Origin of the sequence: Pseudomonas sp. 58 R 12 (assembly GCF_900005865.1) — a bacterium.
GTDB classification, from domain to species: domain Bacteria; phylum Pseudomonadota; class Gammaproteobacteria; order Pseudomonadales; family Pseudomonadaceae; genus Aquipseudomonas; species Aquipseudomonas tritici.
Genome location: NZ_CVTP01000027.1, coordinates 40,730 through 55,421, shown reverse-complemented (window position 1 = coordinate 55,421; position 14,692 = coordinate 40,730). Strand labels below are relative to the sequence as shown.

Annotated in this window: 6 protein-coding genes, 2 tRNA genes and 4 rRNA genes; 7 read left to right on the top strand and 5 right to left on the bottom strand. The window is 55.3% G+C overall.

Features of this window, described 5'->3' with window-relative positions; all coding sequences use genetic code 11:
- Positions 1 to 321 precede the first annotated feature (321 nt).
- From BFP95_RS24325 to BFP95_RS24295, 7 genes are all read left to right on the top strand, one after another.
- A 16S ribosomal RNA gene (locus BFP95_RS24325) occupies positions 322 to 1,858 on the top strand.
- Positions 1,859 to 1,940: 82 nt separating this feature from the next.
- Positions 1,941 to 2,017, top strand: a tRNA-Ile gene (locus tag BFP95_RS24320).
- Between the two features lie 30 nt (positions 2,018 to 2,047).
- A tRNA-Ala gene (locus tag BFP95_RS24315) sits at positions 2,048 to 2,123 on the top strand.
- 249 nt (positions 2,124 to 2,372) lie between these two features.
- A 23S ribosomal RNA gene (locus BFP95_RS24310) occupies positions 2,373 to 5,264 on the top strand.
- A gap of 156 nt (positions 5,265 to 5,420) precedes the next feature.
- Positions 5,421 to 5,536 (top strand): 5S ribosomal RNA (rrf, locus tag BFP95_RS24305).
- Positions 5,537 to 5,645: 109 nt separating this feature from the next.
- A 5S ribosomal RNA gene (rrf, locus tag BFP95_RS24300) occupies positions 5,646 to 5,761 on the top strand.
- Together the 16S, 23S and 5S rRNA genes with 2 tRNA genes alongside form the textbook arrangement of a ribosomal RNA operon.
- A 394-nt stretch (positions 5,762 to 6,155) precedes the next feature.
- Positions 6,156 to 8,036, top strand: coding sequence for a methyl-accepting chemotaxis protein (locus BFP95_RS24295; RefSeq protein WP_065872836.1), 1,881 nt, complete (start codon positions 6,156 to 6,158; stop codon positions 8,034 to 8,036).
- Positions 8,037 to 8,081: 45 nt separating this feature from the next.
- Here BFP95_RS24295 and BFP95_RS24290 read toward each other — a convergent pair whose 3' ends face one another.
- The 5 genes from BFP95_RS24290 to BFP95_RS24270 all read right to left on the bottom strand — a co-directional run bounded on the left by BFP95_RS24290 (position 8,082) and on the right by BFP95_RS24270 (position 14,682).
- Positions 8,082 to 8,540, bottom strand: a complete 459-nt coding sequence (locus tag BFP95_RS24290) for an SRPBCC family protein (protein WP_065872835.1) — start codon at positions 8,538 to 8,540, stop codon at positions 8,082 to 8,084.
- Between the two features lie 18 nt (positions 8,541 to 8,558).
- The gene (locus tag BFP95_RS24285) at positions 8,559 to 11,936 is read right to left on the bottom strand and encodes an amino acid adenylation domain-containing protein (protein WP_065910836.1); all 3,378 of its coding nucleotides are present in this window, start codon (positions 11,934 to 11,936) and stop codon (positions 8,559 to 8,561) included.
- A complete protein-coding gene (locus BFP95_RS24280; RefSeq protein WP_065872833.1) occupies positions 11,933 to 12,880 on the bottom strand; it encodes a diiron oxygenase in 948 nt (315 codons plus the stop codon). The genes BFP95_RS24285 and BFP95_RS24280 overlap by 4 nt, the downstream gene beginning before the upstream one ends.
- A complete protein-coding gene (locus tag BFP95_RS24275) occupies positions 12,877 to 13,635 on the bottom strand; it encodes a DUF3050 domain-containing protein (protein ID WP_065872832.1) in 759 nt (252 codons plus the stop codon). The genes BFP95_RS24280 and BFP95_RS24275 overlap by 4 nt, the downstream gene beginning before the upstream one ends.
- A gap of 339 nt (positions 13,636 to 13,974) precedes the next feature.
- Complete coding sequence (locus tag BFP95_RS24270) at positions 13,975 to 14,682, bottom strand: GntR family transcriptional regulator (RefSeq protein WP_065872831.1); 708 nt, start codon at positions 14,680 to 14,682, stop codon at positions 13,975 to 13,977.
- Between the last annotated feature and the right edge of the window lie 10 nt (positions 14,683 to 14,692).

Sequence of the window (14,692 nt, the reverse complement as noted above, 5' to 3'; positions counted from 1 at the left end):
TAACGCTGTAGAATTCGCCTCCCGCTAACGAGAGATCGGAAGCGCAAGTGGTTGAAGTTGTTGAAGAATTCTTCGAAAACTTCTGAAAATAATCACTTGACAGCAAATGAGGCTGCTGTAGAATGCGCGCCTCGGTTGAGACGAAAGATCTTAACCAACCGCTCTTTAACAACTGAATCAAGCAATTCGTGTGGGTGCTTGTGGAGTCAGACTGATAGTCAACAAGATTATCAGCATCACAAGTTACTCCGCGAGAAATCAAAGATGTAACCAACGATTGCTGAGCCAAGTTTAGGGTTTCTTAAAAACCCAAAGATGTTTGAACTGAAGAGTTTGATCATGGCTCAGATTGAACGCTGGCGGCAGGCCTAACACATGCAAGTCGAGCGGTAGAGAGAAGCTTGCTTCTCTTGAGAGCGGCGGACGGGTGAGTAATGCCTAGGAATCTGCCTGGTAGTGGGGGATAACGTTCGGAAACGGACGCTAATACCGCATACGTCCTACGGGAGAAAGCAGGGGACCTTCGGGCCTTGCGCTATCAGATGAGCCTAGGTCGGATTAGCTAGTTGGTGAGGTAATGGCTCACCAAGGCGACGATCCGTAACTGGTCTGAGAGGATGATCAGTCACACTGGAACTGAGACACGGTCCAGACTCCTACGGGAGGCAGCAGTGGGGAATATTGGACAATGGGCGAAAGCCTGATCCAGCCATGCCGCGTGTGTGAAGAAGGTCTTCGGATTGTAAAGCACTTTAAGTTGGGAGGAAGGGCAGTTACCTAATACGTGATTGTTTTGACGTTACCGACAGAATAAGCACCGGCTAACTCTGTGCCAGCAGCCGCGGTAATACAGAGGGTGCAAGCGTTAATCGGAATTACTGGGCGTAAAGCGCGCGTAGGTGGTTTGTTAAGTTGGATGTGAAATCCCCGGGCTCAACCTGGGAACTGCATTCAAAACTGACTGACTAGAGTATGGTAGAGGGTGGTGGAATTTCCTGTGTAGCGGTGAAATGCGTAGATATAGGAAGGAACACCAGTGGCGAAGGCGACCACCTGGACTAATACTGACACTGAGGTGCGAAAGCGTGGGGAGCAAACAGGATTAGATACCCTGGTAGTCCACGCCGTAAACGATGTCAACTAGCCGTTGGAAGCCTTGAGCTTTTAGTGGCGCAGCTAACGCATTAAGTTGACCGCCTGGGGAGTACGGCCGCAAGGTTAAAACTCAAATGAATTGACGGGGGCCCGCACAAGCGGTGGAGCATGTGGTTTAATTCGAAGCAACGCGAAGAACCTTACCAGGCCTTGACATCCAATGAACTTTCTAGAGATAGATTGGTGCCTTCGGGAACATTGAGACAGGTGCTGCATGGCTGTCGTCAGCTCGTGTCGTGAGATGTTGGGTTAAGTCCCGTAACGAGCGCAACCCTTGTCCTTAGTTACCAGCACATAATGGTGGGCACTCTAAGGAGACTGCCGGTGACAAACCGGAGGAAGGTGGGGATGACGTCAAGTCATCATGGCCCTTACGGCCTGGGCTACACACGTGCTACAATGGTCGGTACAGAGGGTTGCCAAGCCGCGAGGTGGAGCTAATCCCAGAAAACCGATCGTAGTCCGGATCGCAGTCTGCAACTCGACTGCGTGAAGTCGGAATCGCTAGTAATCGCGAATCAGAATGTCGCGGTGAATACGTTCCCGGGCCTTGTACACACCGCCCGTCACACCATGGGAGTGGGTTGCACCAGAAGTAGCTAGTCTAACCTTCGGGAGGACGGTTACCACGGTGTGATTCATGACTGGGGTGAAGTCGTAACAAGGTAGCCGTAGGGGAACCTGCGGCTGGATCACCTCCTTAATCGACGACATCAGCTGCTCCATAAGTTCCCACACGAATTGCTTGATTCATTGAAGAAGACGATAAGAAGCAGCCCGAAATTGGGTCTGTAGCTCAGTTGGTTAGAGCGCACCCCTGATAAGGGTGAGGTCGGCAGTTCGAATCTGCCCAGACCCACCAATTTTGTGTGGGAAACGCCTGTAGAAATACGGGGCCATAGCTCAGCTGGGAGAGCGCCTGCCTTGCACGCAGGAGGTCAACGGTTCGATCCCGTTTGGCTCCACCACTACTGCTTCTACGTTATGAAAGCTTAGAAATGAGCATTCCATCGTTATGATGGTGAATGTTGATTTCTAGTCTTTGATTAGATCGTTCTTTAAAAATTTGGGTATGTGATAGAAAGATAGACTGAACGTTACTTTCACTGGTAACGGATCAGGCTAAGGTAAAATTTGTGAGTTACTCAGTTTTGAGTATTATCGAATTTTCGGCGAATGTTGTCTTCACAGTATAACCAGATTGCTTGGGGTTATATGGTCAAGTGAAGAAGCGCATACGGTGGATGCCTTGGCAGTCAGAGGCGATGAAAGACGTGGTAGCCTGCGAAAAGCTTCGGGGAGTCGGCAAACAGACTTTGATCCGGAGATGTCTGAATGGGGGAACCCAGCCATCATAAGATGGTTACCTTACACTGAATACATAGGTGTATGGAGCGAACCAGGGGAACTGAAACATCTAAGTACCCTGAGGAAAAGAAATCAACCGAGATTCCCTTAGTAGTGGCGAGCGAACGGGGACTAGCCCTTAAGTGGCTTTGAGATTAGCGGAACGCTCTGGAAAGTGCGGCCATAGTGGGTGATAGCCCTGTACGCGAAAATCTCTTAGTCATGAAATCGAGTAGGACGGAGCACGAGAAACTTTGTCTGAATATGGGGGGACCATCCTCCAAGGCTAAATACTACTGACTGACCGATAGTGAACTAGTACCGTGAGGGAAAGGCGAAAAGAACCCCGGAGAGGGGAGTGAAATAGATCCTGAAACCGTATGCGTACAAGCAGTGGGAGCCCACTTTGTTGGGTGACTGCGTACCTTTTGTATAATGGGTCAGCGACTTATTTTCAGTGGCGAGCTTAACCGAATAGGGGAGGCGTAGCGAAAGCGAGTCTTAATAGGGCGTCTAGTCGCTGGGAATAGACCCGAAACCGGGCGATCTATCCATGGGCAGGTTGAAGGTTGGGTAACACTAACTGGAGGACCGAACCGACTACCGTTGAAAAGTTAGCGGATGACCTGTGGATCGGAGTGAAAGGCTAATCAAGCTCGGAGATAGCTGGTTCTCCTCGAAAGCTATTTAGGTAGCGCCTCATGTATCACTGTAGGGGGTAGAGCACTGTTTCGGCTAGGGGGTCATCCCGACTTACCAAACCGATGCAAACTCCGAATACCTACAAGTGCCGAGCATGGGAGACACACGGCGGGTGCTAACGTCCGTCGTGAAAAGGGAAACAACCCAGACCGTCAGCTAAGGTCCCAAAGTTATGGTTAAGTGGGAAACGATGTGGGAAGGCTTAGACAGCTAGGAGGTTGGCTTAGAAGCAGCCACCCTTTAAAGAAAGCGTAATAGCTCACTAGTCGAGTCGGCCTGCGCGGAAGATGTAACGGGGCTCAAACCATACACCGAAGCTACGGGTATCACGTAAGTGATGCGGTAGAGGAGCGTTCTGTAAGCCTGTGAAGGTGAGTTGAGAAGCTTGCTGGAGGTATCAGAAGTGCGAATGCTGACATGAGTAACGACAATGGGTGTGAAAAACACCCACGCCGAAAGACCAAGGTTTCCTGCGCAACGTTAATCGACGCAGGGTTAGTCGGTCCCTAAGGCGAGGCTGAAAAGCGTAGTCGATGGAAAACAGGTTAATATTCCTGTACTTCTGGTTATTGCGATGGAGGGACGGAGAAGGCTAGGCCAGCTTGGCGTTGGTTGTCCAAGTTTAAGGTGGTAGGCTGAGATCTTAGGTAAATCCGGGATCTTAAGGCCGAGAGCTGATGACGAGCTAACTTTTAGTTAGCGAAGTGGTTGATGCCATGCTTCCAAGAAAAGCTTCTAAGCTTCAGGTAACCAGGAACCGTACCCCAAACCGACACAGGTGGTTGGGTAGAGAATACCAAGGCGCTTGAGAGAACTCGGGTGAAGGAACTAGGCAAAATGGCACCGTAACTTCGGGAGAAGGTGCGCCGGTGAGGGTGAAGGACTTGCTCCGTAAGCTCATGCCGGTCGAAGATACCAGGCCGCTGCGACTGTTTATTAAAAACACAGCACTCTGCAAACACGAAAGTGGACGTATAGGGTGTGACGCCTGCCCGGTGCCGGAAGGTTAATTGATGGGGTTAGCTAACGCGAAGCTCTTGATCGAAGCCCCGGTAAACGGCGGCCGTAACTATAACGGTCCTAAGGTAGCGAAATTCCTTGTCGGGTAAGTTCCGACCTGCACGAATGGCGTAACGATGGCGGCGCTGTCTCCACCCGAGACTCAGTGAAATTGAAATCGCTGTGAAGATGCAGTGTATCCGCGGCTAGACGGAAAGACCCCGTGAACCTTTACTATAGCTTTGCACTGGACTTTGAATTTGCTTGTGTAGGATAGGTGGGAGGCTTTGAAGCGTGGACGCCAGTCTGCGTGGAGCCAACCTTGAAATACCACCCTGGCAACTTTGAGGTTCTAACTCAGGTCCGTTATCCGGATCGAGGACAGTGTATGGTGGGTAGTTTGACTGGGGCGGTCTCCTCCTAAAGAGTAACGGAGGAGTACGAAGGTGCGCTCAGACCGGTCGGAAATCGGTCGTAGAGTATAAAGGCAAAAGCGCGCTTGACTGCGAGACAGACACGTCGAGCAGGTACGAAAGTAGGTCTTAGTGATCCGGTGGTTCTGTATGGAAGGGCCATCGCTCAACGGATAAAAGGTACTCCGGGGATAACAGGCTGATACCGCCCAAGAGTTCATATCGACGGCGGTGTTTGGCACCTCGATGTCGGCTCATCACATCCTGGGGCTGAAGCCGGTCCCAAGGGTATGGCTGTTCGCCATTTAAAGTGGTACGCGAGCTGGGTTTAGAACGTCGTGAGACAGTTCGGTCCCTATCTGCCGTGGACGTTTGAGATTTGAGAGGGGCTGCTCCTAGTACGAGAGGACCGGAGTGGACGAACCTCTGGTGTTCCGGTTGTCACGCCAGTGGCATTGCCGGGTAGCTATGTTCGGAATAGATAACCGCTGAAAGCATCTAAGCGGGAAACTAGCCTCAAGATGAGATCTCACTGGGACCTTGAGTCCCCTGAAGGGCCGTCGAAGACTACGACGTTGATAGGTTGGGTGTGTAAGCGCTGTGAGGCGTTGAGCTAACCAATACTAATTGCCCGTGAGGCTTGACCATATAACACCCAAGCAATTTGACTACTCTAACGAGCATCAGATTGCGGTGTGTGAAGACGATAGAACCGAAAGTTCGATCTCACGAAAACACCGAAAGCTGTCACATACCCAATTTGCTGAAGCGAGGCCATCTGGCCACGACTCAGTACCCGAATTTCTTGACGACCATAGAGCATTGGAACCACCTGATCCCATCCCGAACTCAGTAGTGAAACGATGCATCGCCGATGGTAGTGTGGGGTTTCCCCATGTGAGAGTAGGTCATCGTCAAGATTAAATTCCAGAACCCCTGTTTGCTAACGCGAACAGGGGTTTTGTTTATGTAGAAGTCCATGAATTTCACTGGTACGTTGCTAACACAACGGTCTGGTACACAGAATTTCTTGACGACCATAGAGCATTGGAACCACCTGATCCCATCCCGAACTCAGCAGTGAAACGATGCATCGCCGATGGTAGTGTGGGGTTTCCCCATGTGAGAGTAGGTCATCGTCAAGATTGAATTCCGAAACCCCTGTCTGTTAACGCAGACAGGGGTTTTGTCGTTTAGATCAGCAATTTTGTATTGCTGACAGACCTGATTGATCACCGGGCATCCAGCCCGTAACTCGCTACATGATTGGTTGGTTTCATTTTCTATCGCAGGACCTAGACCAAGGTGCCTAAGCGCTCAAAGCGTTCGTTATCCAATCCTCGTACGACAACCACCGGTCGGTTTCCTACGAAAAATGGCGATCCGTCTTACATTTTCCTAAGTTTTGCCTCGGCTTGGCCGAAAGCCTGACGAGCCATGCGTGCACCGAAATAGAGCGGCCCAAGAGTCCGCCTATAACGTTACATGGAATGTTCCACTCGGCACGCTAACCCCCCTTTGGCAAAAGAAGTCGATGAAATGAATCTCAAGTTCAGTCATAAAATTCTGTTGGCCGCGTCAGGCGTTGTGGTTCTGGCCTTCGCGTTATTTACCCTCTACAACGACTACCTGCAGCGCAGTACCATCAAGCAGAACCTAGAGTCGTCCATCGAGCAATCAGGTGAGCTCACCGCCAGCAGTGTGCAGAACTGGCTTAGCGGACGAATACTGGTGCTCGAAAGCCTCACGCAAAACGTCGCCCATCAAGGCGGTGCTGCCGACCTCCCTGGTCTGGTCGATCAACCGGCGTTCACCTCAAACTTCCAGTTCACCTATGTTGGCCAAACCAACGGCGTGTTTACGCAACGTCCGGACGCGAAAATGCCCGACGGCTACGACCCCCGTCAGCGCCCTTGGTACAAACAGGCAGTGGCTGCGGACAAGCCCATGCTTACACCACCGTATATGGCCGCAGTGGGTGGGCAGATCGTGACCATCGCGATGCCGGTGAAAAAGAACGGTGAATTGCTCGGCGTAGTCGGCGGTGACCTGAGCCTGCAGACCTTGGTGAAAATCATCAACTCGGTAGACTTCGGCGGCATCGGCCATGCGTTCCTAGTCAGCGGCGACGGCCAAGTCATCGTCAGTCCTGATCAAGGGCAGGTGATGAAAAACCTCAAAGACATCTACCCCGGCACTCAGTTACGCATCGAGAAGGTCAGTCAGGAGGTCGTTCTCAACGGCCAGGACCGCATCCTGTCATTTACCCCGATCAGCGGCTTGCCCGGCGCAGATTGGTATATCGGTCTGTCGATTGATAAAGACAAAGCCTACGCAGCATTGGGTAAGTTCCGTACTTCCGCGCTGATTGCCATGTTGATCGCCGTGGTTGCGATTGCCGTGCTCCTGAGTGTGCTCATCCAAGTGCTGCTGCGGCCTCTGACCACCATGGGGGTGGCGATGCAGGACATTGCGCAGGGCGAAGGTGATCTGACCCGTCGCCTGGCTGTCACCAGCAAGGACGAGTTCGGCGAAGTCGGCAGCGCGTTCAATCAATTCGTAGAACGCATCCACGCATCGATTTCGGAAGTGTCTTCGGCAACGCGCCAGGTGCACGACTTGTCCCAGCGTGTGATGGCCTCGTCCAATGCCTCTATCATCGGTTCCGACGAGCAAAGCGCGCGCACCAACAGCGTGGCCGCTGCGATCAACGAACTGGGCGCCGCCACCCAGGAAATCGCGCGTAACGCCGCCGATGCCTCGCAGCACGCCAGCGGAGCCAGTGAGCAGGCCGATGATGGGCGCAAAGTGGTGGAGCAAACCATCCTTGCAATGTCGGCACTGTCGCAGAAGATCAGCCTGTCCTGCACACAGATCGAAACCCTGAACGCCAGTACTGACAACATTGGTCACATCCTTGATGTGATCAAGGGTATTTCTCAGCAAACCAACCTGCTCGCACTCAACGCCGCCATTGAAGCGGCACGTGCCGGTGAGGCTGGTCGAGGTTTTGCGGTGGTCGCCGACGAGGTGCGCAACCTGGCTCACCGCACCCAGGAGTCCGCCGAAGAGATCCACAAAATGATCACCTCACTGCAAGTGGGCTCGCGTGAAGCTGTTACCACTATGAATGCCAGCCAGGCCTCCAGTGAAGAAAGCGTCGAGGTCGCCAACCAGGCGGGTGAGCGCCTGGTCAGCGTGACGCAGCGGATCGTCGAGATCGACGGCATGAACCAGTCCGTCGCCGCCGCTACCGAAGAGCAGACAGCCGTGGTGGAAACGCTCAACGTCGACATCAACCAGATCAACCTGCTGAATCAGCAGGGCGTGGCCAATCTCAATGAGACCCTGAAGGATTGCGATGCACTGTCGCAGCAGGCCAATCGATTGAAGCAACTGGTCGATAGTTTCAAGATTTGACCTGCTGATTGATCGGGCAGGGGCGAGTAGCCTCGCTCCTGCCGCTCAGCCAAGCAACCGACGGACATTGTCCAGGGCGCTGTTGGCGAAGTCCTGCACAAACTGTTCAAACCCTGCGTTTGCCTCATCCATGGGCTGCGCAATAATCGTCCATGTCACCCTGGAACACTCCACTCCTAGTGCTTCAACGCCGATCGCCGCCCATAACCTGGCCACGCCCAAGGTGTTATAGATTGTGGTCCAGGTCATATGCATGGTCTGCTCGTCCCGGCTATTGAGCTGCTCCACCACACAGTTGCCATCGCGGAAAAATTTTGTACGCAAGGCGCCTACACCTGTGCCTGTCATTTCGATATGCGTCAGGTCAGGAATGAACACATCGAAGCCTGAAAAATTCCCGACCATGTTCCACAGACGGGAGGCATGGCAGTCGACCACGACCGACGCGACTATCGGCAGGCCGTCCGGGTTGCGAATTAACGTATCGGGTTGCAGTGGTTTCATGAGGTTGTCCTGAGGCGTTCAAAGAAAGCCAATGGCCTTGAGGTAATTGCAGCCTTTGCTCAACAGCGCCGAATCTTTTTCGGGGTAGTGTGCCCCCATCTGCTGGACGCCCTGTCGCGCGTTGTCGTGGCGGATCATTGAGGTGTCGCCGATGTCTTCGTCGAGGCGCTCGAGATAAAAACCAAGCACGCCAAACAGTGCGTTGTTCTGGCTGACCGTTCGTAGCGCCTGTTGCCAATGTGCAATGCTCACCCGCCTGAACCGGTGACCCGCTCGGCTGAAAGCATCCAGGTAATGCGCCCAGCTCAACGGTTGTGGGTTATGCAGGTTGAACACACTGCGATTGGCTTGAAAGCCGGCGCAGTGGAATGCAATGAAACGAGCCAGGAAGTCCACCGGCATCAGGTCGAAATTCAACGCCAGCCGCGGTACCAGGCCAAGTTGAAGTGAGCCCTTGAGCATCAGCATCAGCCGATTTTTCTGCGGCTGGCAGACCCCCGTGCGGCTGTGGAAACTGATATTGCCGGGGCGATGGATGTTCACCCAGGCTCCGCGCTCCACCGCACGTCCCAGTTGCCGCTCGGCGACCCATTTGGACAGGTTATAGCCATTCTTGATGTACAGCGGCAGCGTGGTCGCGGCGGGTGCCTCAAGGACATAGCCCTGGGTGTCCAAGCTGCTTGAGGCTGACAGCGTCGAGATAAAGTTGAAGACCTTCTTGCAGTGCGTCTCGCACAGGCGCAGGCATTCGAAGATGGGGTCAACGTTGTCCCTGGCCAGTGATGCGTAGTCCATCACATGGTTGACCCGTGCCGCGTTGTGCACCAGCACACCGAAGTCCCGAGTGAGCGTGTCGTAAGCGTCGTTGGCCAACCCCAATCGAGGCAGGCTGATATCGGCGGCGAATACCTGCACCCGGCTCAGGTCCAGATGATCCAGGCGGTACTCGCGCAACGCTTGGGTAAACCGCATCATCGCCGAATGCCCCGGCTCCTCACGCACCAGGCATGCCACCTGGGTTGCATGACCGGCCAGCAACGCCTCGACGATATGCACACCAACAAAGCTGTTGGCCCCTGTCACGATCACTTTGTGCGGGTCGCCTGCGCGGTTCTCGGGAAGGATGTTGAGTGACCACTCCTGTTGTGCGTCGCGAACCGCCTGACTAGAGGGCGCATCGGGTCCTTCCCCGTCCTCCACCCATGTTGCGAGGGTACGAATAGTCGGCGCCTCAATGAAGTGGCTCAACGAGAAGCTGCGGCCGAATTGTTCGCGAAAACGCAATAAGAGTGTCGACAGCAAAATCGAATGGCCGCCGAGTTCAAAGAAACTCTCATCGATGGACAATTCATCCACGGGCAACGCCAGCAGCTCGATCCACAAGCGGGTCAATCGAATCTGAAGTGGGGTTTGCGCCGCGTTGCTGGGAGTCTGCAAAACGGATTGAGCCGGTAATGCGAGCAATGCTGCCCGGTCGACCTTGCCGTTGCTGGAACATGGCATGTGCGGCAACAGGCTCCAGAAACCGGGGTGCATGTAATCCGGCAGCCACTGTCGCGCGTGTTGCTGCAGGGCCGCCAAGGTGGCCCCCGGTTCGGGTTGAGCGACAAAGCTACGGATCCTGCGGTCATGGTCGATCACCACTGCGACCTGGCGATACAGCCGGCTATTGCGCAAGCACTGCTCTATCTCTTGGGGTTCGACCCGAAAGCCGCGGATTTTCACCTGATCATCACGCCGCCCCCCCAGCACGATCCCGTCGGCGGTCCACTGTGCCAGGTCGCCGCTGCGGTAAGCCCGCAGCGGCTGGCCCCCTGGCATTGCCAGTTCCACGAAAGGGCTGGCAAGCTGTTGCAGCGCGTTCACATACCCCAGGCTCACCCCAGGGCCGATGATATAGACCTCGCCTATGACCTGTTCATCTACCGGCTGCAGGTTCTCGTCAAGGATCAGCACCTGGCTGTTGGCGATGGGGCTTCCGACGTTGCGGTTGCTATCACCGGGGAGCAGCGTGCGATGGGTGACCAGCACCGTGGCCTCCGTGGGCCCATAGAGGTTGTGAAACTGGCAGTGCCCCGCGAGGCGTTCGATCACATGGGGCTCGCACACATCGCCGCCGGTAAGCAGGTGCGTCAGGCCCAGCGGTTGATCGAGCGGCAGAATGCTCAGCAGCGCAGGCGGCAGGAAGGCGTGGGTGACGCGCTGCCGTTGAAGCAGATCCAGCAGTTGCTGAGGGTCCTGTCGTTGCTCTGCGCTGGGGACAATCAACTCGGCCCCTGCTAACAAGCTGGGGAAAATATCGATCAGCGAAGCGTCAACGCTCAATGGCGAAAATTGCAGGACGCGGCTCAGCTCATCCAGGCTCATACAGGACCTGAACCAGGCCGTGAAATGCGCCAGGTTGGTCTGGCTGAGCAGCACACCCTTGGGTTGACCGGTGGTGCCTGATGTAAAGAGCGTCATGCAAGGACCGTCGGGGCGCGGGCGAGTCTGCACCAACGGACGCATGACGTCGGCGCTCCGCGGGTCGACCTTGCTGACATCCAGTGCAGTGAAGCGTCCCCGCAAGGGATGCTGACCCGCGTCAAGCAATACCCTGGCTTGCGCGCTCTCAAGCATGGCCTGATGGCGTTGAACCGGGTGGTCCGGACCCATCGGCAGATACACGGCTGCGCAGCCCATCACCGCAAGAATGCTGGCGTACAACTCGATGGATTTTTCCAGGCACACGCCGACCACCGTTGGCGCCTGCCCAGTCGCCAGCAACGGCTGTAGTTGTTGCTGGATCGCCAAGGCGTGAAGCTGCAATTGACGATAGATCACTGTGTTGCCGGCGATGTTCAGCGCCGGCCGATCGGCGAAGGTGCGAAGGCTGGCCTGCAACTGTTCGATCACGGGCACCTGGGCTTCCCGCATGACAACAGGGTCTTCTGTGCGGTTGAATCGATGGACAAATGCCAGCGCGTCAAGCGCGTCCAAGCCTTGCTCGGGCCATTCATTGGCGGCCGCGCTCACAGAAAAATATCCAGTGTCCCGCGAGAATCCACTGACGTGCAGCGCGACCCACTCCACCAAGGCATGGGTTACCTGCTGGCGCAGCCGTTGGCCGTTGCCACTGGGTTCTTCGGTGATGCCAAGCACAGCCGATAATCGCCCGTTGGGCCCATAGGCGCGCAGTTGCAGCGCGGGTAGCCCGCATTCGGTTACCGGGCCAACACCCAGGCGCAGGCTGAACACCGGGAGTTGATCTGCTGGGTCCCGCAGCGACTGACTGCCGTCATCGATCAACAAGTCGATGCCTTCATCACTCAAGGCATGCCCATACTGTTCCAGCGCTTGCCTGATGGCGCCCAAGGCGCTGCTGGTGCCAGCAAACCCGATGGTCAGGCGCCTCATGTCAGCCTCCCGGACACCGGCAAGTAATTGCCCAACGCTTGCGCCACACTCGGCGTTTGCAGCAAGCCGCTGTGTTGCAGGAAACCCAGAATGTTGTCCATCAGCGGGTGCCGACGGGTGATCGGGAACGCCAGTGCCGTCACTTCATCGCGCAATGCGCTGCGCAGGCCTTCGCTGGCATCGAGGTGTTCGATCAAGTGCAGGTCGAAGTTTTTTTGCAGGTCGTTCGTCAGGTACTGAGCCAGGAATATCGGCAGCACCTGAGCGATGCTGTCGCGGTCTTCCGCGCTCGCCGTGTGCCAATACAGGCGTACGAGCCGTGTCCAGAATTGCGCATGGCGGCCCTCATCAAACAGGTGATCGGCCATCAAGCCACGGATCGACGCTTTAACACTGGTGTCCTTGGCGAACGCCGCCACATCGTGGGTCACGGTGTTTTCGGCAATGGCCACGCCAATCAGTGCTATTGCATCGCGCAGGTGGGCTGGCGCCTTGGCCTGGGCCGCAGGCAACGCACGGCTCAATTCAATTTCCCTTGGCGGTTGCAACGGTTGTATGCCGGTCATGGCTACGGTTTGCTGCAGGAAATCCAACGCAACCAGTGCGTGGTAGTCCTCGTCCACGACAACGGTCATCGCATCTACGCGGCAGGCAAGCGGGAAGGGCACCGAGAAGCGATTCTTGGCAATGCTGCGCGCAGTCTTGTCGACGATCTCAGTCTCGAAGATCACCACGTCGTTGATGAATTTGTAGAAGCTTTGCACCAGCACGAAATCGCGCCATTGCGGGCAGTGTTCGAGGAAGGTTGCACAGAGCACCAAGGGCTGGCGGCACATCGGGTAGATGAGCTTGTCATCGTCTTCCAGCAAACGGCGAGGGCGTGTGCGGATGGTTGCGCGGCGCTCCCAGTCGTCGGCAATGGCGTGGTAGTCGGCTGCGCTCATGGGTGCACCTCCAGCAGCGAGGCCTGAACCTCATCCCAGAATGCAATACGGCTTTGCACGGCCGCGAGGGCGGCATTGTTGGCCTGTTGCGGGTACGCCGGGTCTGCACTGACAAGGTGTTGGAGCAACTGCTCTGCTGCTGGGCCATGATCCTGGGCGTCCAATTCGATGTGACGCTTGAGGTAAGCGCACAGTGTCGGCGCGTGGCGATGGATAAGCTCATCAGATTGCAGGATGCGCTCGAATATCGTCGGGATGACATGCTCGCGACCGTGCAGGAATGTTGCCGCCACACAATGGGTAGGCGCGTTCAGCGCGAGATGCAATGTGTCGCTGACGAAGCGGGCCACGCCGGGAAGAATCTCTACCTCACGCAAGGCGGCAGTCGCTTCCATGCCTTGGCGTTGCAGCGCAACAAAGCGTTTGATCGGCGAGGTGCTGGCGCCCACTTCGGCCATGGCCTCCAGATAGAGTTCGAAGTGGCTGCAATAGCCTCCCTCGGGATGCTCGTCTGACTCCTCACTCAGCACGACCTCATTGATCAGGCGCGCGGCTTGCGTGTCGGCAGGTGGCAGCCAGGGCAGACGCGTGCAGGTCAGGTCCCGTTGCAGACGTTTGGCGAGGGTCATGAAGTCCCAGACGGCAAATATGTGGCTTTCCATAAAAAGTTGTAACTTGCGCAGGGAAGTTATTTCTGGAAATAACGAATGGCTGCATAACTGCAATTTTGCTGTTTCAAGTAACGGTTGATGCATGGTTGGTGCCTATAAGTTATTGCGTCTGCTGTGAAAAAACAGCGATGAGTTCTTGTAGTTGGCAAGAAGTGAATAGGTATGGACCAGCCGTACGCGTGCAAGGCGCTTCTAATGAGGCGACTGCAGCATCGAGTGAAGTGTCTGGTTTAGTAATAAAAGATGATAAGCGGGTTAAACAATTTGGCGAGCATACAAATGTGTTAGAAGTTTTTCTAAATAATATGGGCTGTAAGTTAGTGTCTTTATTGAAAGTGGGAAGTTTCGTGGGGCGGGGTACTAACCGTTAGTTAGGGAACCCCGCAACACTGCAAGATCGAGACAGGAAAGCTGGAAGGCTTATTACGTGCCTTTTTTGTCGCCGGCATCCAGGCCATTGAGGTATGCCGTGATTACCTCCATGCCTCGCATCAAGTGATTGCGCAGCGTCAGGATGCTTTCTTCGATTTTTTTCTGTGCCACCAGGCTCAGCAGTTCGCGGTGATCCTCCTGGGACGTCTGGCCCAACCCCATGGCCTCAAGGTTGTAACGCAGGAAACGTTCTTCCTCGTTCAAACCGTGCTCCACCAATTTGAGCAGCCGCTGGTTCGGGGCCTTGCCATACAAGGCCATGTGAAACAGCCGGTTGAGGCGACCAATCTCGGTGTAGTCTTTTTCCTGCTCCAAGGCGACGATGATGGCGTCCGCCTCGGCGATATCGGTTTCGGTGAGCAAAGGGATGGACGAGCGCAGCGCTTCAGACTCCAGCAGCATCCGCAGTTCATAGGTTTCGGCCGAATTATCCTCGATCAAGGGTGCGACGACAGCACCCTTGTGGGTCACCACATGCAGCAGTGACTGGGCTTCCAGCTGGCGCAAGGCTTCGCGCACCGGCATGCGGCTGACCCCGAACAGGCTGGCCAATTCCTGTTGGCGCATGGCGGTACCGCAGGGCAACCGACCGTCCAAGATGGCGTTGCGCAAGGTTTCTTCAATCACGGAGCGAGCGAGATGGGCGGGGATCGTTCCGCTGATCTTGATGCTGTTCAAAGGGGTCGGCTTCTGCGTCACGGTTACGTTA

What these genes read in the sequence shown, in the direction of transcription:
- BFP95_RS24295 (WP_065872836.1), top strand. Translation starts at nt 6,156, where the DNA reads ATGAATCTCAAGTTCAGTCATAAAATTCTGTTGGCCGCGTCAGGCGTT.
- BFP95_RS24290 (WP_065872835.1), bottom strand. Translation starts at nt 8,540, where the DNA reads ATGAAACCACTGCAACCCGATACGTTAATTCGCAACCCGGACGGCCTG.
- BFP95_RS24285 (WP_065910836.1), bottom strand. Translation starts at nt 11,936, where the DNA reads ATGAGGCGCCTGACCATCGGGTTTGCTGGCACCAGCAGCGCCTTGGGC.
- BFP95_RS24280 (WP_065872833.1), bottom strand. Translation starts at nt 12,880, where the DNA reads ATGAGCGCAGCCGACTACCACGCCATTGCCGACGACTGGGAGCGCCGC.
- BFP95_RS24275 (WP_065872832.1), bottom strand. Translation starts at nt 13,635, where the DNA reads ATGCATCAACCGTTACTTGAAACAGCAAAATTGCAGTTATGCAGCCAT.